This is a genomic window from Actinomadura fulvescens (genome assembly GCF_039533225.1).
Taxonomy (GTDB): Bacteria; Actinomycetota; Actinomycetes; order Streptosporangiales; family Streptosporangiaceae; genus Spirillospora; species Spirillospora fulvescens.
Genome location: NZ_BAAATD010000012.1, coordinates 170,744 through 189,073, shown reverse-complemented (window position 1 = coordinate 189,073; position 18,330 = coordinate 170,744). Strand labels below are relative to the sequence as shown.

General features: G+C 69.2%; 19 protein-coding genes. 8 read left to right on the top strand and 11 right to left on the bottom strand.

Annotated elements, in window-relative coordinates; translation table 11 throughout:
- Positions 1–11 precede the first annotated feature (11 nt).
- From ABD333_RS36055 to ABD333_RS36045, 3 genes are read right to left on the bottom strand one after another with little or no spacing between them, the layout of a single operon-like run.
- A complete protein-coding gene (locus tag ABD333_RS36055) occupies positions 12–1,058 on the bottom strand; it encodes a class I SAM-dependent methyltransferase (protein ID WP_344547058.1) in 1,047 nt (348 codons plus the stop codon).
- Positions 1,055–2,368: an NAD(P)/FAD-dependent oxidoreductase gene (locus tag ABD333_RS36050; protein ID WP_344547057.1), complete on the bottom strand. Its 1,314-nt coding sequence runs from the start codon at positions 2,366–2,368 to the stop codon at positions 1,055–1,057. The genes ABD333_RS36055 and ABD333_RS36050 overlap by 4 nt, the downstream gene beginning before the upstream one ends.
- Before the next feature lie 20 nt (positions 2,369–2,388).
- A complete protein-coding gene (locus ABD333_RS36045) occupies positions 2,389–2,778 on the bottom strand; it encodes a Fur family transcriptional regulator (protein WP_344547055.1) in 390 nt (129 codons plus the stop codon).
- A gap of 315 nt (positions 2,779–3,093) precedes the next feature.
- Here ABD333_RS36045 and ABD333_RS36040 point away from each other — a divergent pair, with 315 nt between their 5' ends.
- Complete coding sequence (locus tag ABD333_RS36040) at positions 3,094–3,720, top strand: pyridoxal-phosphate dependent enzyme (protein ID WP_344547054.1); 627 nt, start codon at positions 3,094–3,096, stop codon at positions 3,718–3,720.
- A 122-nt stretch (positions 3,721–3,842) separates the two neighbouring features.
- Here the strand turns inward: ABD333_RS36040 and ABD333_RS36035 are convergent, their stop codons facing one another.
- Positions 3,843–4,202, bottom strand: coding sequence for an ArsR/SmtB family transcription factor (locus ABD333_RS36035; protein ID WP_344547053.1), 360 nt, complete (start codon positions 4,200–4,202; stop codon positions 3,843–3,845).
- Between the two features lie 46 nt (positions 4,203–4,248).
- Between ABD333_RS36035 and ABD333_RS36030 the strand changes: the two genes are divergently transcribed.
- The 4 genes from ABD333_RS36030 (at position 4,249) to chrA (ending at position 8,070) form a co-directional block, all read left to right on the top strand.
- Positions 4,249–5,322 carry a cation diffusion facilitator family transporter gene (locus ABD333_RS36030; RefSeq protein ID WP_344547052.1) on the top strand — a complete coding sequence of 358 codons (1,074 nt, stop codon included), beginning with the start codon at positions 4,249–4,251 and terminating at the stop codon, positions 5,320–5,322.
- A 431-nt stretch (positions 5,323–5,753) separates the two neighbouring features.
- The gene (locus ABD333_RS36025; protein WP_344547051.1) at positions 5,754–6,269 is read left to right on the top strand and encodes a Chromate resistance protein ChrB; all 516 of its coding nucleotides are present in this window, start codon (positions 5,754–5,756) and stop codon (positions 6,267–6,269) included.
- Positions 6,266–6,679, top strand: a complete 414-nt coding sequence (locus ABD333_RS36020; protein WP_344547050.1) for a chromate resistance protein ChrB domain-containing protein — start codon at positions 6,266–6,268, stop codon at positions 6,677–6,679. Before ABD333_RS36025 ends, ABD333_RS36020 begins: the two co-directional genes overlap by 4 nt.
- Positions 6,676–8,070, top strand: a complete 1,395-nt coding sequence (gene chrA, locus ABD333_RS36015; protein ID WP_344547049.1) for a chromate efflux transporter — start codon at positions 6,676–6,678, stop codon at positions 8,068–8,070. Before ABD333_RS36020 ends, chrA begins: the two co-directional genes overlap by 4 nt.
- A gap of 40 nt (positions 8,071–8,110) precedes the next feature.
- On the opposite strand, the gene ABD333_RS36010 is transcribed toward chrA, so the two are convergent.
- Both ABD333_RS36010 and ABD333_RS36005 read right to left on the bottom strand, forming a co-directional pair.
- Complete coding sequence (locus ABD333_RS36010) at positions 8,111–8,275, bottom strand: hypothetical protein (protein WP_344547048.1); 165 nt, start codon at positions 8,273–8,275, stop codon at positions 8,111–8,113.
- A gap of 51 nt (positions 8,276–8,326) precedes the next feature.
- Positions 8,327–9,676: a YibE/F family protein gene (locus ABD333_RS36005; protein WP_344547047.1), complete on the bottom strand. Its 1,350-nt coding sequence runs from the start codon at positions 9,674–9,676 to the stop codon at positions 8,327–8,329.
- 177 nt (positions 9,677–9,853) lie between these two features.
- Here ABD333_RS36005 and ABD333_RS47665 point away from each other — a divergent pair, with 177 nt between their 5' ends.
- The 3 genes from ABD333_RS47665 (at position 9,854) to ABD333_RS35990 (ending at position 13,261) form a co-directional block, all read left to right on the top strand.
- Positions 9,854–9,970, top strand: a complete 117-nt coding sequence (locus ABD333_RS47665) for a hypothetical protein (protein WP_410557139.1) — start codon at positions 9,854–9,856, stop codon at positions 9,968–9,970.
- A gap of 376 nt (positions 9,971–10,346) precedes the next feature.
- The gene (locus ABD333_RS35995) at positions 10,347–12,197 is read left to right on the top strand and encodes an RNA polymerase sigma factor (protein ID WP_344547045.1); all 1,851 of its coding nucleotides are present in this window, start codon (positions 10,347–10,349) and stop codon (positions 12,195–12,197) included.
- A gap of 110 nt (positions 12,198–12,307) precedes the next feature.
- On the top strand, positions 12,308–13,261 hold the full coding sequence (locus tag ABD333_RS35990) for a hypothetical protein (protein WP_344547044.1): 954 nt from the start codon (positions 12,308–12,310) through the stop codon (positions 13,259–13,261).
- 422 nt (positions 13,262–13,683) lie between these two features.
- Here the strand turns inward: ABD333_RS35990 and ABD333_RS35985 are convergent, their stop codons facing one another.
- The 5 genes from ABD333_RS35985 to ABD333_RS35965 form a co-directional block, all read right to left on the bottom strand.
- Complete coding sequence (locus ABD333_RS35985; RefSeq protein ID WP_344547147.1) at positions 13,684–14,172, bottom strand: serine hydrolase; 489 nt, start codon at positions 14,170–14,172, stop codon at positions 13,684–13,686.
- A 228-nt stretch (positions 14,173–14,400) separates the two neighbouring features.
- A complete protein-coding gene (locus tag ABD333_RS35980) occupies positions 14,401–14,934 on the bottom strand; it encodes a nuclear transport factor 2 family protein (protein WP_344547043.1) in 534 nt (177 codons plus the stop codon).
- A gap of 338 nt (positions 14,935–15,272) precedes the next feature.
- On the bottom strand, positions 15,273–16,808 hold the full coding sequence (locus ABD333_RS35975) for a GMC oxidoreductase (RefSeq protein WP_344547042.1): 1,536 nt from the start codon (positions 16,806–16,808) through the stop codon (positions 15,273–15,275).
- Positions 16,805–17,830 carry a sugar phosphate isomerase/epimerase family protein gene (locus ABD333_RS35970; protein WP_344547041.1) on the bottom strand — a complete coding sequence of 342 codons (1,026 nt, stop codon included), beginning with the start codon at positions 17,828–17,830 and terminating at the stop codon, positions 16,805–16,807. The genes ABD333_RS35975 and ABD333_RS35970 overlap by 4 nt, the downstream gene beginning before the upstream one ends.
- The gene (locus ABD333_RS35965; RefSeq protein ID WP_344547040.1) at positions 17,827–18,285 is read right to left on the bottom strand and encodes a C-glycoside deglycosidase beta subunit domain-containing protein; all 459 of its coding nucleotides are present in this window, start codon (positions 18,283–18,285) and stop codon (positions 17,827–17,829) included. The genes ABD333_RS35970 and ABD333_RS35965 overlap by 4 nt, the downstream gene beginning before the upstream one ends.
- Positions 18,286–18,330: the final 45 nt, after the last annotated feature.

Sequence of the window (18,330 nt, the reverse complement as noted above, 5' to 3'; positions counted from 1 at the left end):
CTCCGTTTCGTTCAGCGGTGTGCGACGAAGAGACGCTGGGAGAACGCGGACAGGGGATGGTCAGGGTGCGGCAGGTCGACCACGGGTTTCAGCCCGGCCGTCTCCAGCGCCCGCAGCCATTCGGTGTGGGTCAGATAGGTGCGGGCGGTGCCCGCACGGTGGTCGCGCCGTTCCTTCCGTCCCGACAACAGGAACGGCATCGAGACCAGCGACTGGTGGTGCTCGTGACAGGTCTCGATGAGGACCAGAGATCCATCCGGAGCCAGCACATTCCGGATCTGTGCCAGCAGGTCGCCGGTATGCAGCGCGTTGTGAGCGGCGTTGACGGCGATCACGAGATCGAACGACGCGGGGGCGAACGGGTCGGACAGGTCCTGGTTGAAATCCACGACCTCGAAGCGCAGGAACCGGTGCCGTCCGAACCGTTCGCGTGCGGACTCCAGGAAGAAGGCCGACAGATCGGTGAAGACGTAGTCGATGGCGCGGCCGTCCATGACCGGAAGGAGGTCCGCGGTAAGAGAACCGGTGCCCGCTCCGAGCTCGAGGACCCGGTCTCGCATCAGCCCACGGGTCACCTCCACGGCCGCCGCGTTGAGGTAGCGGTTGATGCTGTTGTCGCGGTAGGCCGCGGCCGCCGTGTCCAGATCACCGTTCGGGAACAGCAGCGACTGCGGACTGACCTGGTCGTTCAGCAGCTCGGGTAGATGCCGCAGGGAATCGAGCAGATACCGCGTCAGCTCGGGCGGATATCCCAGCGCCTGCCGGGCCGCGTCGATCGTCTTCCGTACCGTGATGAGCTCGGCCCTCCGGTAGCGGCGCACGCGGCCATCCGGTGCCGGCATTCCTTCGGCGGCCAGGGCCGCCCGCCAGTGCCCTGGAATCCACGCGTGGCGCGGGGCCACGTCGCTTGGGGCGCCGCCCGCCTCGCCGAGAAAGGCCGCGATTCCCGTGAGCACCGCGAGGTCGAGCTGTCGCACAGCCGGACGCAGCCCTGTGAGGAGCGTCGAGTTCAACGCCGCGATCCCGGCCTCGTGAGCCCGTTCGCCCAACGAGGTCACAGCGGCCTGCCGGGGCCCTGCGCCAACCGGGCGGTCATCTCGGGGCCGGACAGCTCATCCGGTTCCGCGAGCATCATCATGACGTCGAAGAACGTCTTGTTCACGGTCGCGTCCACCATGGCGAGCTCCAGCAGCCGCCGCATGTGCTCGCCGGTCCGGCGGGACTCCTGGTCCATGGGAGCCTCACCCAGATACGCCCGGTCCGCGCCGACGGCGACCTGCCACGCCCGCTCGTTGCCGGCAGCGACCTCCTTCTGGAGCGTGGCCGCGTCGCGGACTCCCTCGGCGAGGAGGCGCTTGAGCGTGCGGGCGGTCATGGCGGCCATCGACATGCCCTGCGCATAGACGGGGTTGACCGCGCACGCCGCGTCCCCGACCACCAGGAAGCCTTCGGGCCACGCCGGAAGAGCCTCGTAGTGACGCCGTTCGTTGGCCATGTGGCGGAAGCCGTGAATCGGTCCGAGGGCCTCGGCATTCCGTACGGTGTCGTAGAGCACCGGATGCCGGAGGCTCGCGGCGAAGTCGAGGAACGCCGCCTCGTCCGTCGGCGGATGGTCGTCGAGGTATCCGTACAGCGAGACCAGCCAGCGTCCGCCCTCGACCGGCACGAGCGCCCCGCCCCGCAACGGCTGCGACGGCCCCGGCTGGATCGAGATCACCCGCCACTCGTCGGCGAAGCCGTCGGGGATGGCGTAGTAGCGGCTGCTGTACCCCGGCCGCGAGTCGACGCGAGTCACCTCGGGCTCGCCGAAGCCAAGGGAGACCAGCCAGTCGTCCGCATTGGAACGGCGGCCCGACGCGTCCACCACCACGTCGGCCGTGATCTCGCGCTCATCGCCGCCGTCACGCGGACGAACCCGAACCCCGGTCACCGCACGGCCCTCCGCGGTCAACGCCACGGTCTCCAAGCGTTGGATGATCTGGACGCCCGACCGCTCCGCGCGGCCACGGATCACCCACTCGACGAGTTCCCGGCTCGCCGACGCCACCGTGTGGGAGGGCGCGAACCGGTGGCACCAGCCTGCCGGGCTGAGCCACAGATGGTCGTACGGGGTCCTGAGAGGAACGGCACCCGCGGCGTACAACTCGTCGCTGAAGCCGGGCATCAGGTCTCCGAGCGCACGTTCACCCGCTCCCATCAGCGAATGCAGATGCCGGCTCTGCGGCACGCCGGACCGAAAGGCGGGAACGCCAGGAAGTGCGTCGCGCTCGACAACGGTCACGCGCGAGAAGTGGTCGTTCAAGGCGACGGCAGCCGTCAGTCCCGCGATGCCGCCACCGATGACGACGGCGTGTCGTCCGTGCTCCATGCTGCTCCTTCGATGTGTCGTCATCCCTGGCTTTCCTGGAGGCAGGAGCCGCAGGTCCCGTAGACCTCCTCCACCCGGAAGGTCTCGGGCGTGTCCAGCCGTGCCACGTCCGCATGCAAGACGAACCCGCAGGCCCGGCAGACGAGATGGGCGTGCCGGCGCTCGCCGCAGCGCAAGTACACGGTCTCGCCGTCGAGCTCCATGGCGTGCACGAGATCGGTCCGGCTGAGCACGGCCAGGGTGCGATAGACGGTCGTCAGGCCGACCCGGGTCCCATGCGTCCGCAGGTCAACGTGCAGCTCGTTCGCGCTCCTCGGCCCGGACTGCCGGGCCAATGCCGCCAGCACCTGGAGGCGCCGAGGTGTCACGGTGATGCCACGCGCCAGCAGGTCGCGAGCGTGGTCCTCCACGAGATCCCGCCGTTCAGGTCGCGATCGACGGAGACGCCTCCGCTGGCGGACCGTATCCGGGGGGTGCGGTCATGCTCTCTCCTCGGCAGCAAAATGAAAACCGTTATCGCTATCATTGCATGCCTCCGACCAGAGAGGGCAAGTCGATGGCCGTCCCCCAAGCGGGGAGGGTGTCTCCGGGACGTGAGCGTCCTCTTCGGGCGTGCTCGGGTGCGTGGTGTCCGTGCATGCCCATGAGCCGTTCATGACGATCCGGCTCGCTCGGCGGGCTCCGCGCCATGTACCGCTCAGGCGTGCCCTTTTCGGGGAACCACGATGGACAACTCGATCAACGCTCTGCCTGCGCGCGAGCCGCTCAATGTCCCGTTCACTGTCGAGGCCGATCGCGTGATGGCCATGCCCCCGGCTAGCCGATCTGGTCGGCTGCGACCGGGCGCACCCTCGACCAGCGGCACCTTCGGTCTGGGACTGGCCATGGCCGGCATGGCGTACGGGCATCCAATCGTGCCGGTGGGTGATCCGGGTATGGAGCCCCTGCAGGACGCCCGGCGGCTACGGGTGGCCGAGCTCGTGGCGGAGGTTCCCGGTGCGTACTGCCCTGATCAGTACAACAACCCCGACAACGTCGAGGCGTACGCCTCGCTGGCGCACGAGCTGCTGGAACGGTTCCGGCGGATCGACGTGCTGGTGTGCGCGGTGCGAACCGGTGGCCACAGTGCCGGTGTAGCGCGTGCTGCGCGAACGGTTGCCGGAGCTGCGCGTGGACTCGATCGGTTCCACAGTGTTCGGGCAGCCGGACCGGCCCCGGTTGATGCGTGGGCTGGGTTCCAGCATCTACCCGCGCAATGTCGCGTACGAGTCGTACTCCGAGGTGCACTGGGCCAATCCGGCCGAAGCTGTGTGGGCGCGCAGGCGGCTGGAGCGTGGGAGTGCTCCGAATGAAGACCACCTTCGCCGGACTCGGACCCTTCGGCCGTCCGGCCCATATGCTGTTCGTCAATCATCCTGGCCGGGAACCTGCTCACTGGTACCGCCCTCGACCTGGCGCGTGGCCTGTCGGTCGTTCAGTCGTCATGGCGAGGCTTACCGCTCACCTCATGGCCCGCATGGAAGAGGGCTTCGGTGATGAGTGCTCGTACGTGGGTATCGCGGGCTCGGTAGAGCACTCTGCGGCCGTCTCGACGGGTGTGCACCAAACCTGTCAGGCGCAGTTTGGCGAGGTGCTGCGAGACCAGGGGACGCGCGACGTCCAGCTCTGACGCCAGCGATGTGACGTCGTACTCCTCCGAGGTCAGAAGCCACATCAGCCGCAGGCGCGTGCCGTCGGCGAGCATGCGGAAGGCGGCCGTGGCCGCTTCGATTTGAGCGCTCGATGGTTGCTGTTGCAATGGGTTGGCACCTGCTTTGTAGCCGCGTGCGTACATGACTACATATATTGGCCGTGACCGCCGTTCGCAAGGGAGGCTCGCAGTGTCTGACACCCACAAAGGAGAGCGCGAGCACGGACACTCGCATGCGCACGGACACGATCATGACCACGGACAGGACGTCGCAGGGGGACGGTCACCGCTGAGCCGGGTCAGGCACCTGCTCACACCGCACAGCCATGACAGTGCCGACAAGACCGATGAAGCGCTGGAGTCCAGCGGACGCGGCCTGCGTGTGCTCGGTCTGTCGTTCGGAATCTTGATGGTCACTGCGGCGGCCCAGGCCGTGATCGTGGTGGCGTCGGGTTCGGTCGCGCTGCTGGGCGACACGCTGCACAACGTGGCGGACGCGTTGACCGCGGTGCCGCTGGCCATCGCGTTTCTCATCGGGCGGCGGGCGGCCACGCGGCGGTTCACCTACGGGTATGGGCGGGCGGAGGATCTCGCCGGGTTGGTCATCGTGGTCATCATCGCGGGATCGGCGGCGCTGGCGGGGTACGAGGCGTTCCGTCGTCTGGTCGACCCGCAGGACGTTCGCGCGCTCTGGTGGGTCGCCGCCGCGGCCGTGATCGGCTTCCTCGGCAACGAGTGGGTGGCCCGCTACCGGATCAAGGCGGGCCGCGAGATCGGCTCGGCGGCCCTGGTCGCCGACGGCCTGCATGCGCGCACCGACGGCTTCACCTCACTCGCGGTCCTCTTCGGCGCCGCCGGAGCGGCACTCGGCTACCCGATCGCCGACCCGATCATCGGACTCCTCATCACGGTCGCGATCTGCTTCGTGCTGCGGGACGCGATCAGGGAGATCTACCACCGGCTGATGGACGCGGTGGACCCCGCGCTGGTCGCCGAGGCCGAACAGATCCTGGCCCAGGTGGACGGCGTCCGCCGGGTCGGCCGTGTCCGATTGCGCTGGGTCGGCCACGCCTTGCGAGCCGAGACCGACATCGTCCTGGCGCCGGACCTGACACTCGCCCAAGCACATGCCGTGGCGGTCGACGCCGAACACCGGCTCATCCATGACCTGCCCCGCCTGCGCGCGGCCACCATCCACACCGACCCCGACAGTCACGACGGAACCGACCACCACGCCGTACTACAAGGCCACCACACCTCCTGACAGCGGACTTCAGCCCGACAAGGGCGTGGACAGGCGGAAGGGCCCACCGCGCCAACGGAGGCATGGCGCGATGGGTGAGTTCCTCTCAGTCGGCGGGGTTGACGAGGGTGTTCAGCATGAGGGCGGAGATGCCTGGTTCGAGTCGCTCGTCGTCCGGCATGACCGCTGAGCGGAACTGGCGCGCCGAGATCATCGACAGCACCCACCAGGCGGCGACCGGGTAGATCGTTGCCTACGTTCATCAGCAACTGGCTGACTTCGCGGCCTACCTCAGCCTGCCGGACCCGAGCTCGCCACTCCGGCCTGACAGTTACGGAGAACTGCATGCGCCCGTGCACCGCAACTTGTCGCCATCTCTGCGTTTTTACGGTGAGATGTAACCGTGGTTACATTGCGGCGTTCGGATTGGGGTTCAGGCCGGGAGGCGACCGATGCTCGCCAGGGACAAGCCAGGGGAGTGGGTGTTGCTGTCATACCGGCTGCCCCGTGAGCCCTCGACGCCGCGCATCAGCGTGTGGCGCAAGCTCAGGCGCCTGGGAGTCGCGCAGATCTCGGACGGTCTGGTCGCGCTCCCCGCCGACGCGCGCACCCGCGAGCACCTGGAATGGATCGCTGACGAGGTGACCGACGCCGGCGGCAACGCCACCATCTGGCTCGCCCGGCCGACGTCGGCGCTGCAGGAACGAGAGCTGACCAAGCAGATGGCGGCCACGCGGGCCGAGGAGTACGACACCGTCAAGAGGCAGGCGGCCGATGCCGCCGAGACCACCCGCTCCGGGTCAGCGGAGCGCCAGGCGGCCGTCCGCCGGCTGCGCGCCGAGCTCCGCCGGATCGGGCGCCGCGACTACTTCCCTCCGCCCGAACGTGAGCAGGCCAGGACGGCGGTGCAAGCCCTCGTGGGCCACGACACCGCGGAGCAGGTACACGCACGGGAGGAGACGGCATGAGGTGGGCCACCCGTGCCGGGATCCACATCGACCGGGCGGCATGCGCATGGCTGATCCGCCGCCACCTCGACCAGCCGGCCGAGTTCGTCGCCGATCCCGCTGAGGTGCCTGACGACGCGACCCCGTTCGACAGGCGCGGCGCCGACCTCGGACACCACGGCGGCGACTGCAGCTTCGAGGCCATCCTGCGGCGCTACGACCTGGCCGATCCGGTCCTGTGGCGGATCGCCGAGATCGTGCACGAGGCCGACTTGGACGACGAGCGCTACGACGCTCCCGAGGCGGTCGGATTCGACGTCGCGCTGCGAGGGCTGTCGATGGTCTGCGACGACGAACGGATTGTCGAGCTCACCGAACCGCTGTACGAATACATCCGCCGCGCCACACTGCTGGGACGGGACTCCGCATGACCACCGAGCACACACCGCCGGCGTCCAGCCCGGCGATCGAACCTGGGGGCACCTCCGACGTGGTGCCGTTCCGGCAGGCGGTGCGGACGTGGTTCGCCATCTCGCTGCAGACCTTCGGCGGCCCCGCCGGACAGATCGCCGTCATGCAACGCACGCTCGTGGAGGAACGCCGCTGGATCGGGCAGCAACGCTTCAACCACGCCCTCTCGTACTGCATGCTGCTGCCCGGCCCCGAGGCCCAGCAGCTGGCCATCTATGTCGGCTGGCTGCTCAACGGCACCCGCGGAGGCCTGGTGGCGGGCACCCTGTTCGTCCTGCCCGGTGTGCTGGCGCTGCTGGCCTTGTCGGCCATCTATGTCGGCTGGGGCACCACCACGCTGGTCACCGGCGTGTTCGCCGGGCTGGCTCCGGCCGTGCTCGCCATCGTCGCCCAAGCCGTCATCCGCGTGGGGCGTCGTTCGCTCACCCATCCCGTTCTGATCGTGCTGGCAGTGGCCTCGTTCGCCGCGCTGGCGGTGTTCGGTGTTCCGTTCCCCGTCGTGATCGCCGTGGCTGCCCTGGCCGGGTGGCTGTTGGCGCGCGTCCGCCCGCACATCTTCACCGCCAAGAAGGGACACGGCGGCGACGGCGGCCCGGCGCCGCTGATCTCCGATGACGCCCTGCACCACGAACCGCCCAGCTGGCGCCGGGCTTTCAAGGTCCTGGCGATCGGCCTGGCCGCCTGGGGCATCCCGCTGGCCATCGTGGCCGCCGCCACTGGCACCGGCAGCGTGTTCACCACTCAAGGCCTGTACTTCTCCGGCGCCGCTCTGGTCACGTTCGGCGGCGCCTACGCCGTGCTCGCCTACGTCGCCCAAAGCGCTGTGCACACCTACGGCTGGCTCAACCCCGGCGAGATGGTCCGCGGTCTGGCGTTGGCCGAGACCACGCCCGGCCCCCTCATCATGGTCGTGCAGTTCGTCGCGTTCGTCGGCGCCTACCGCGACCCCGGAGACCTCAACCCCTGGGCCGCCGCCCTGCTCGGCGCGCTGCTGACCACCTGGGTCACCTTCGTGCCCTGCTTCGTGTTCATCTTCCTCGGCGCCCCGTCGGTCGAACGGCTCCGCGGCAACAAGTCGATCTCGGCGGCCCTCACCGGCATCACCGCCGCCGTCGTCGGCGTCATCGCCAACCTCGCGCTCTACTTCGCCCTGCACACCCTCTTCCGCACCACCGACGACCACGACTGGGGGCCGGTTCACCTGGAGGTACCCGACCTGAGTACCTGGCGGCCCACCGCGCTGGTCATCACGCTCGCCGCCCTCATCATGATCTTCCGGCTGCGGTGGAGCGTGCTGCGCACCCTCGGCGCCTGCGCCGCTCTGGGCCTGGTCTCCACGTTCGTGTGGTGATCGCTCAGGTTGGATGAACGGCACGATCGTCGATGCTCGTTCAGCCGCGCGAGCGCCACTTGGCTGTGCGGCGCAGGGTGCGGTCGGCCAGGCCGTACAGCCGCTGGTTGTGCAGGACGAATTTCTTCGCCCGGTCCGCGGGAGCGCGCCTGGTCCAGCGCAGGGCACCCGCGAGCGTAGGCCGTCGGACGCATCCTTCCGACACCGTGACCTCTCGGCTCTTGAGCTGCTGCTTGCAGTGCCTGTCGACGCCGGGTCAGGTGGCCGAGGAGGGCGGAGAGCCCTTGGGGGTCGGCCACATCGGCTCGTCGTGGTCCTCGTACAGGGCGAACGCTCGGGCGCGGGTGGTCGTCGGGGAAGGTGGAGCGGCCGGTTCGTGGCCTGACGTCGCGTCGGGCGCGTCGCCGGATCTGCGGGAGCCCGCCCAGGCGGCGAGGGCTGTGGTGACGGGCACGGCGGCGATGAGGCCGAGTGTTCCGGCGACGGCGCGGACGATCTCTTGGGCGAGCACCGGGCTGGTCAGGGCTTGGCCGAGTGGCATGTCGCCGATGTTGAACATCAGCAGCAGCGGTAGGGAGGCTCCGGCGTAGGCCAGGATGATCGTGTTGATGACCGAGGCGATGTGCGCCCGGCCGACGCGGGTGGCGGCACGGTAGAGCCGGAAGAAGCCGTAGGACGGGTTGGCGCGGGCGAGTTCGGTGACGGTGACCGCCTGGGTCACGGTGACGTCGTCGAGCACGCCGAGGGAGCCGATGATGATGCTGGCCAGCAGCAGGCCCTTGGTGTTGATGTTGTAGTCGATGTCCAGGTAGAGCGAGCTGTCGTCGGTGATTCCGCTGAGATGGGTGAGGTCGATGGCCACCGTCGCGAGCAGGCCGGTGAGGGCGAGGCACAGGAGCGTCCCTACGACGGCGATCGCCGTGGGCACGCTGAAGCCGTGCGTGAGGAACAGCACGGCCAGGATGATCGCCGCCGCGCAGACGATGGCGACCAGCAGTGGCGGGCTCCCGGCCAGGATGGCGGGGATCAGGAACAGCAGCAGCAGCGCGAAGGTGATGCCCAGGCCGATCAACGCGGTCAGCCCTCGTAGGCGGCCGAACGCGATCACGGTGATGACGAACGCGGCGCCGACGATCCACAGCGGGACGGAGCGTTCGTGATCGGAGATCTGGTAAGTGCCGGTGGTGCCGGCCTCGCCCGCCATCTCGATCAGCACGATGTCGTCCCCGGGCCCGTACCTGCTGGACCCGGGGCCACTCGGTAGCTCGGTGGTGACGACTTGGCCGGACCGCGGACCCGAGGTCAGTTCGACTTGGGCGTCCCCGCAGCGTGCGGGCGTACGGCCTTTGGGTTTGCCGTTGCCGGAGCCCTCTGCCGGGGGCGTGCCGACCACGGGACATCGCTTGTAGGTGACGGAAAGGATCGTTCCCGCCACCTGCTGTTGCCGGGCGCCCGACTGGGCAGGACTGGACTCGCGGTCGTCCGGCCACAACCAGACCAGTGCCGCCAGTGTGGCCAGCGCGAGCGGGATCAGCACGGCCAGGGTCGCCCGGACGGCGCCGGGCGAGGACCGGGCCGCCGGGCCGTGCGCGTGGTTGCTACCCATCGTCGGCTACCTGCTCGGGGTATCGGGATCGCGGCTGAAGGGCAGTGTCAGCACCGGCACACATTACTGCCCATCTGGGGGCATGTGGCCTCGAGATGACGGCTTGGTCCTCCTGCCTGACCGTCGCAGGCCAGGCACCGCCTCTACACCGCCGACGACGAGGGCAAGCTCTACCGGATCATCGAGTTGCGCCGGCTCGGAATGCCCCTACGGGAGATCACCCAGATCCTCGGTGGAAACGCCACGACCTCGAACGAGTCGTACGCGCGCAGCCGGAGCACGTCGACCAGGTGATCACGCAACAACGCGATGTGCGTCGACGGCTCCAAGCACTGGGGCGGGCCATCGACTGGCGCGGCAAGCCGCAGACCGGTGGGCGCAGGATGATGGAGCGTGGGTTCCCGAACGCTCATAGCCGACGCCGAGCCCACGAGAAATTCTTGAGGGTAAGGGGGGAGAGACAGGTCCGGTCTCGCACTCCTCGTCGGCGGCTGCACTGGCAGCGCCTACGAGGAGGGAACATGCGAATGTCCGAAGTTCTGGAGCATGTGAGCGCCGCGGCGCCCACGTGCGGATATGCCGGATGTGGCCGACCAATGGTCCGGACGGTGAACACCGTGTCACCGTGGGTGCGTGGGCGTCGAGCGGACGAGAACGGAGCGGATCGTTGGTGAACGGAGACCGGGACGAGCGGGACAGGCGCGATGCCGAGCTGGTGCTCCGTTTTCGGGAAGCCGATGCGCGGGGCGACCGGCGGGAACGGGATCGTGCGTTCGAGGCGATCTTCGAGCGGTGCAACCGGGTGGTCCACGCCCACTGCATCGCCCGCCTGGCGCCTGACTACGACGCGGCCCAGGAAGCGGCCCAAGAGACCTTCGTCATCGCCTACGAGAACATGGGCGACCTCCGCGACCCTCGAAGGCTCGTGCCGTGGATGCTGGGCATCGCGTCCAACGTCGTGCGGGCGGGCGCACGGCGTCGGCCGTTCACAGTGTCGATGGACGCCCTGCCTGACGAGGGCGCCGTGGAACGGGCGCTGCGCGACGGGGACGAGGAGGACATGGCCGGTGTGGTGCACCGCGCCTTCGTCGGGCAGTGGCTGGCACAGATCGCCGAGACCCTGCCCGAATCCCAGCGCACGTTGCACGAACTGATAGTCGGGCGGGGGCTCGCCGGCGCGGAACTGGCCAGGGAGCTGAACGTCCCCGTAGCCGAGGCGTATCGGCGGTTGTACGACCACACCGCCATCATCCGGAGGTCGTTCGAGGCCAACGTGGTCTCGATGGCGAACGACCCCGGGAAGTGTCCCCGGCTGACGAGGATCCTGCGGGACGCCGAACATCGGGGGACGGTGCTGTCAGGGGCTCTGCGCGACACGGTCGTCCGGCACATCGGCAAGTGCAAGAAGGTGTGCCAGCAGCGGTGCGCAAAGGACATGGTGAAGTGGGCTCCGGCGCTGCTGCCCGTGTTGTTCGAAGGGGTGTTGCGCGAACGCGTCATGGACGACGTCCGCCTGGTCTCCACCGGCGAACGGCTCGACGCCCGCAACAACGATTCCGACGGTGGCGACGACGTTCGCGAACAGGACGCGCACGACGATGGCGGCAACTGCGGCGGCACCGACAGCGGCTCGGGGCACTCGGCAACGCGTCCGGTCCGGTGTTGCCTGCCGCAGGCGGCCTCGCCGTCCCACACCTCCGCCCGCGCGCCCAAGCCTCACCGAGGTGCACGGAAGCGGCGGCGCACGGTCGTGGGCGTGCTCGTCGCGCTGCTGATCGCCGCCACCAGCCCGGCAGTCTGGCCCTGGCTGGGGCAGAAGACCGATGCGATGACGGCGGGCGGTGGCCCGTCGCCGCTGTCCTGGATCCCCGGAAACCCGTTCGACGACGACTCCCCGTCACCCGCCTCCCGGCCCGACTCACAAGGCGGTCGCCGGCCTCACAACGGCTCGGCTCCCTCGGCCGTGCCCCCGAAGGACGGCGGTGGCAAGAACAAGAGCCCTTCGACTGGCGGGAACAGCGGCGATACAGGAAAGCGCGGGGGAGACCAGCGCGATGGAGGAGGAAGCGGAGGCGACCAGAACGACGGTGACGGCAACAATGGCGACGCCGGTAACGAAGGAAACGGCGGAGACGGCGGAAACAACGGCGACGGGAACGACCAGGGCAACGATGGCGGAGGCAACGACGCCGGCGTGCAGCCGCCTCCACCTCCACCTCCGGTGACTCGTGAGATCGGGCTGCACCTCAGCAGCAGTTCCGACGCATACGCGGCCTCCCGCGGCATCGAGGTCGTCGTCGCCGGAGCGTCTCAGGGCGTCTGTACGGGAGCGGGCGCGAACTGCCCCTACACCGCCCGCGACGGCGACACCGTGACCCTGAGGCTGGTGGGCTCCAACACCGACTACGTCCATGCCTGGGGTTCTGGGCCGTGCTCGTCGGCCCCGTCCTCTGGCCCTTGCACCTTCACCATCGACTCCGACACCGGCTTCAACCTCAACCTCCGCTACGAGCCGGGCTGATCGAACCGGTCCCGGAGAAACGTCCAAGATTCTTCCGGGAAAGGGGGGAGGGTTCCGCGCCTTCCGGCACTACCACTCCGAAACCACCTTCCACGAAGGACGGAGACGGAATGCCTCGCAACCGCGGAATCACCTCCCTGATCGCATCGGCCCTCGCCGCGACCACGGCCGGAGTCGCGCTTCCCGCGGCTCCGGCCGCGGCCGTCGTCAAGAACACCCGCGTCGTCGTCAACCTGCTGACCGGTGACGACGACCTGCGCGGCGGCAACGACAACCTCAACGTCACCCTCCGCTTCCGGACGCGCGTCCCGCACACCCGACTCAACGTCAACCAAGGCCGGGCGTGGGGAAACCAAACCTGGCAGCAGGTCATCCTGGAGAACGACCCTCACGTCCCCGAGTTCACCGCCGAGGACATCACCGGCGTCGAACTCACCACCACATCCGGCGGCGGGGTCGGCGGCGACAACTGGAACCTGGACCGCGCCGTCGTCAGCTTCGAGGAGGAGCACTGGGACGGCCGCCTGGCCGTCCGTGCGCTCTACCGCGAGAGCGGCGCTCCGCTGTTCCGCTTCACCGGTGAACGCCGCACCCACCTCGTGCGAGTCGACCGAGTGCTCGACGGCGGCTTCGAGGGGCAGCGCTCGCGCACGGTGGCGGCGCCGTGGCACGTCGAGGGGCCCGACGCCAAGGGCATCGACATCGGACGGAACCTTTCCAGGGCTGGGAACAACAACGCCTTCGTCTCCTCCTCGACCCGAGGCCAATGGAACGCCCTGTCGCAGCAGGTGCCACTCAAGCCCAACACCGACTACGTTCTGCGCGGCTTCCTGCGCTCGACCCGCGGGGTCGACACCGCCTTCTTCGGGGTGCGGCTGCCGGGCGTCTGGCCGCCGCGCGAGCGGCAGTGGGGTCCGAGCCCAGAGGGCGCCTACCAGCAGCTTGAGGTGAGGTTCAACTCCGGCGCCCACACGACGGGAGCCGTCTTCGCCGGGTTCTGGAGTGTCGGCACATACGAGTGGCTCCAGATCGACGACGTCTCGCTCATGCAGACCTCGTTCTGAGACCCGGCCCTCGCCGCCCCGCTCCCGCCCTCGAGAGCGGGGCGGCCCACAGCCCGGAGACGACCTCGTGCCAGTGGCTGCCGCCGGCGACCGGCCCGGCAGTCGGAGCCCGATTCCAAGGCGCCGACCAGCACGGCCGACGCCGCTGGTCCACCACGTGCACGATCACCACGGCCGAGCCCGGCATCCCGGTGGCAGTTCGGTGACGAGGCGGGTGGCGGTCGCGGTGATGACGGCTGCCGTGGGATTGATTGTGGCCTTGTGCCCATCGTGTCGCGCCGTTCTGGCTCCGGGCCAGGAGGAGCCAGTCCTGACTGCCGAGGGGCTCGGGAGGCAGGCCGGGGGCGTGTGCTGCGGCCTGACCGGGTGATTGCTCGGCCAGGGGCAGTCGTGCACGGGTTGTCGGTGGGTGATTCTGACGGTCAGGGCAGCGCGTTGAGCATGAGGGCGCCGATGTCTCGGGTGAGTGTGGTCGGGTTCTGGAGGGGCTTGCCGGATTCCTGGGAGCGGTCGTTCATCAGGACGGCGATGGTGATTCCTGCGTCGGGGTAGACGCGCAGATGGCTGAGGACGCCGGACTGCGAGCCGCCCTTGGCGACGACCCGGTGATCACGGGATTTGGCGTCGGTGTGGATGCCGGTGTCCCAGCCGTAGGCGTACGCGCTGAGCGTGTCGGGTTTGGTCCACATCGTGGTCAGTGAGGTCCGGGTGAGGACGCCGCCCGCCGCGAGGCGGTCGCCGAAGCGGGCCAGGTCGTACACGTTCGAGTCGATACCGCCGCCGAGGGTCTTCCAGTCGTTGTTCTCGAGCGGGATTTCCTGGTCGCCGGTGCTGTACGGCGTCATGCGCCGCACGTTCGTATCGGCGGGGTCTTGCGGGGTAAGAGAGCCAAGACTGTAGGGAGTGGTCAGCTTGGTGCGGGCACTGCCCGCGTCGCCGGTGCCTGGACCAACACTGTCGCGGGCAGCCCGGCCGCCGCGAGGAGCGCCCGACCACGCCGTGTGGATCAGTTACGACTCATTCTGTGAACTCCTCAGAACGGGCGAGCCAGGCGCCGCTGCCCGCAATCAAGATCCGCGCCGAGTATCATGCCGCGGCGGCGCTCGGGCGCGGAGTGCCGCAGCTCGACGTCTGGGCGGCTAGGGTCCGTGAGCGCCGCCGGCGTCCGGATGGGCGTCGCCCCAGTACTCATGGAACCCGCTGATCTTCCGGCCTCGCACCGTCACGACGATCAGCTCCCAGTTCCGGTACGCGGCCGTGCCCGTTGACGCGCCGACCGAGTCGTACTCGTAGAAGACCCGGTTCCCTGAGGCGCTCGTGCGGAGGCGCTCACCGCGGATCCTGTTGCCCTGGGCCGCGTGGAACGCGGTCCACCGCTCCACCGCCCGTCGGCCGGCCGCCCCCTCGAACCGCCCGCGCGCAGGGTCCTCAGGAAACCAGAGGCTGAAGTCGTCGGTCAGCATCGCCAGGAACGGCTGCCAGACCCCGGTGCGCCAGCCGTGGTCGAAGCGGTCCATCGCCGCGTTCGCCACCCTGAGAATGCGCCCCTTGCCAGGTCCGTCCTCCGCCATCGCGGGCCTCTCGCGGAGCAATCCCACCGAGCCGATCCCTGCGAGCAGACCGCTGCTGACGGTGCGACGCAGCAGGTGGCGACGATCGGGGCTGTCGTTCACTCGTCCTCCAATTGACGTTCGGTGGGCCGACAAAGGGCTTCGCCGCCGCGATTCAGGTGGTGTCATGCCAGGGCCGGGAATAAGGATTCTCGCAACCCGATAAACACGGGATAAGGGTGTCTCTCCACGTGGACGCGAGGTGTTGCGCTGTGCTCCGCGATCATGCACGTGCGGCCTGGCGGCATCTGCCACCCGATCTCCGGACTGTTCGCCCGCAGAGTCCTCACCGCCCAGCCCACGGTGCGCAACCAGACCTCTGGACGCCATTCATGCGGCGGGAAGGGCGCCGGTGAAGGGAAGCCTTCACACCTCTGGGGATGTCGGAGCCGGAGCGGGGTTCAGCTGTGGGTTCCGGTGGTCAGCAGCTCGGCGATGGCCTGAACGGATCGGACGACCAGCGCGACGGCGGTGAGGGTGGGGTTGCAGGCGGTGGCGGTGGGGATGACGCCGTTGCCGCCGACGAACAGGTTCCGGTATCCCCAGACGCGGCCGTGGCCGTCGCAGACGCTGGTGCCGTCGTCGGCGGACCCCATGCGGACGGTGCCCTGGTAGTGCAGGGAACTGCCTGCTGGCAGCAGGTCGGGGGTGCGGGTTGGTTCGCCGAGGTCGGCGGCGAGCTCTTGCAGTTCCTTGATGGCGCGGCGGATCAGGTCCTGGTCGTGGTCGGTGAGCTGGTAGTCGATGTGGGGTTTGGGCAGGCCGTGGGGATCGAGGTCGTTGTCGTTGAACCAGACGCGGTCGGTGGGTTGGATGTCTTTGGGCAGGAACCAGCCGAGGCCGACCAGGGGGCGGGGGTCGGGTTTGTCGGCGGTGTGGATCGCGATGGGTGAGGCGTCCAGCTGCATGACCTGGCCGTGGAAGGGGTGCACGCCGTCGGTGAACGGGACCCAGGACACGCCGGTGAGGGTGTCGCGGGGGTCGGTCGCGGTCGCGGCGTGGTGGGTGGGGAGGTCGACGCGGGCGCCGACGACGACCTGGGGCTGGTCGTTGAGGTAGCGGCCGAGTGCGGGTGGTCTGATCCCCGAGGCCCACAGCAGCTGGGGGGTGTGTAGCGCGTCGGCGGCTACGGCGACGGCATCGGCGGTGACGGTGAAGGTCTCGCTGGTCTGGGTGTCGAGGATTTCGGCGCCGGTCACGCGGTCGCCGTCCACCAGCAGGCGGCGCGCTTTGGCGTTGGCGCGGATGGCCAGCCTGCTGTGGGCGGGGGTGTGCAGGGCAGGGCCCAGGATGGTGTCGGTGCCGGTCCACCGAGGCAGTCCGCCGCTGTCGCCGCGGGTGCCTGCGGTGCCGCTGGGGGTGCAGGCGAGTGGCATCGGGCCGGTCTTGCGTCCGGATGGGAGCAGGTGGTCGTAGCGGCGGGCCAGTCTCAGGCGCACCGCTCGGGCGGCCGGGGTGGCCATGAATCCGGTGGTGGTGGCCCGCAGGAGCCCGGCGGCGGTCTCCAGGGCGGCGTCGAGTTCATCGGCGGGGATGAAGGGGATGCGTTCGCTGCCGCCGGGAGGTGGGACCGCGCAGGTCCAGTGGGCGCCCATGCCGCCGACGTTGGCGGAGTAGGCGGCGGCGGGCATGCCGTTCTGGCCGTCGCCGCTGCCGTCGTCGGGAGTGAGCAGGACGGTGCCCGGCCGGGCGTGCAGGGGGCGGGCGCCGAACGGCCGGAATCCTTGGGGTTGGGGGCCGCTGACGCGGGCCTGCAGTTCGATGCGCTGGGACGGGGGCAGGTTGCGGATGTTGTGGCCGGGAGCGGCGGTCAGCCACGGGCCGGCCTCGACGATGAGGACGGTGGCGTCCGGGACGGTGTCCAGGGTGCGGCGGGCGAACGCCGCGCCCGCGGGGCCACTGCCGATCACCAGGAGATCCACGCGCGTGGCGGTCATGCTGCGCCCAGCGAGGCCAGGACGCGTTCGCTGAGACGGTGCTGGGCGGCGACCATCTCAAAGGGGTCGTCGGTGTCGTTCCAGTGCCAGCCCTCCCATTCGGTGGAGATGTAGCCGTGGTAGCCGGCCTGGACCAGGTCGCGCAGCAGGATGTCGTGCGGGACCGAGGGCTCGTTGCCGTCGGCGTCGATGTCGTAGAACTTGCCGTGGACGTGCACGACCCACGGCATGATCGTCTTCCAGTCGGCGGGGTCCATGTGTCCGAACAGCCCGACCGAGTTGGTGCCGATCCGGACCGAGACGTCGTCCCCGCCGTGTCGCTCGTTGATCTCGCGCATGCGCGCGAAGCGGGCGCCTTGCTCGGCGTCGTCACGGATGAGCGGCTCGCGGTGGAAGGCGTTCCACTGGTCGTCGAAGGCTTCCAGCAGTGCGGCGGGTACTCCCTTGGCACGGTAGGTCGCCAGCAGGCTGGGCGGCAGCCGGGTCAGTGAGGCGCCCCAGTCGGGGATGAACCCCAGGCGGGGTGAGTCCAGCTTTTCGTAGCGGTCCAGCAGGGCCTGCATCTTCGGGTGGTGCACGCTGTGCGGGCTGTGGATCTCCATGCCGAGGGTGAGACCGAGGCGTTCGGCGTGCGGCAGCAGCCGTTCCATCAGATCCGGCGTCACCGAGTGCTGGACGCGGACGACCGGGAATCCGAGCGTGTGGGCGGCCTCCATTTGGGCCAGCATGTACTCCACCAGCTCGTCCTCGGTGAGCAGCCGGTCCTGGCGCAGGGCCGCGTCGGCGTTGGCGCCCAGGCACGACAGCTCCAGTCCGGCGTCGTCGACCAGCCGACGGAAACCGGCGGCGAATCCGTCGGGGAGCTTGGGGAACCCCTTGATGCTCTGGAACCCGACGATCTCCAGGCCCGGTCCCAGGCCGCGGTCGCCGACGATGCGGACCAGGTCCTCGAAGCCGTAGTCGCGGGCATGGAAATACGGCGTGAAGCTGTACAGCGTGACGCCGAGTTTGGGCAGGCTCACTTCGCGGTCTCCTTGGACGGCTCGAAAGCGGATGCGGGGGCGACCACGGGTTCGGGGGCTTGCTGGAGGGCGGGCATGGTCTTGACGCAGCGTTCGGTCATGATCAGCGGCCGTCCGGCCACCGGCAGGTACGGGATGCGGACGCCGAGGGTCACCTCGATCTCGTGCCGGTCGCCGCTGAACGGCGTTCGCGGCGCCTCGACCCGGACGATCGCGTCGTCCAGCACGTACCAGACCTCGTCCCAGTCTTCGGCGGCGTCCTGCAGGGAGCGCTGGTGACCGTTGATGTCGATGGTGATGGCGTGCGCGGGCGCCGGTACGCCGTCGAGACCGATGTCCAGTTGCTCGATCGAGCTGACCGGCAGCGCCCGGTACCAGGGCAGCCGGACGGCCACCCGGTAGCCGGTCGCGGTGACGGCCAGCGAGCCGTCGACGATGATGCGTTCGCGGAACAAGTAGGGACGCTCCTTAGAGAACTGACTCGATAACCACTGCCTGGG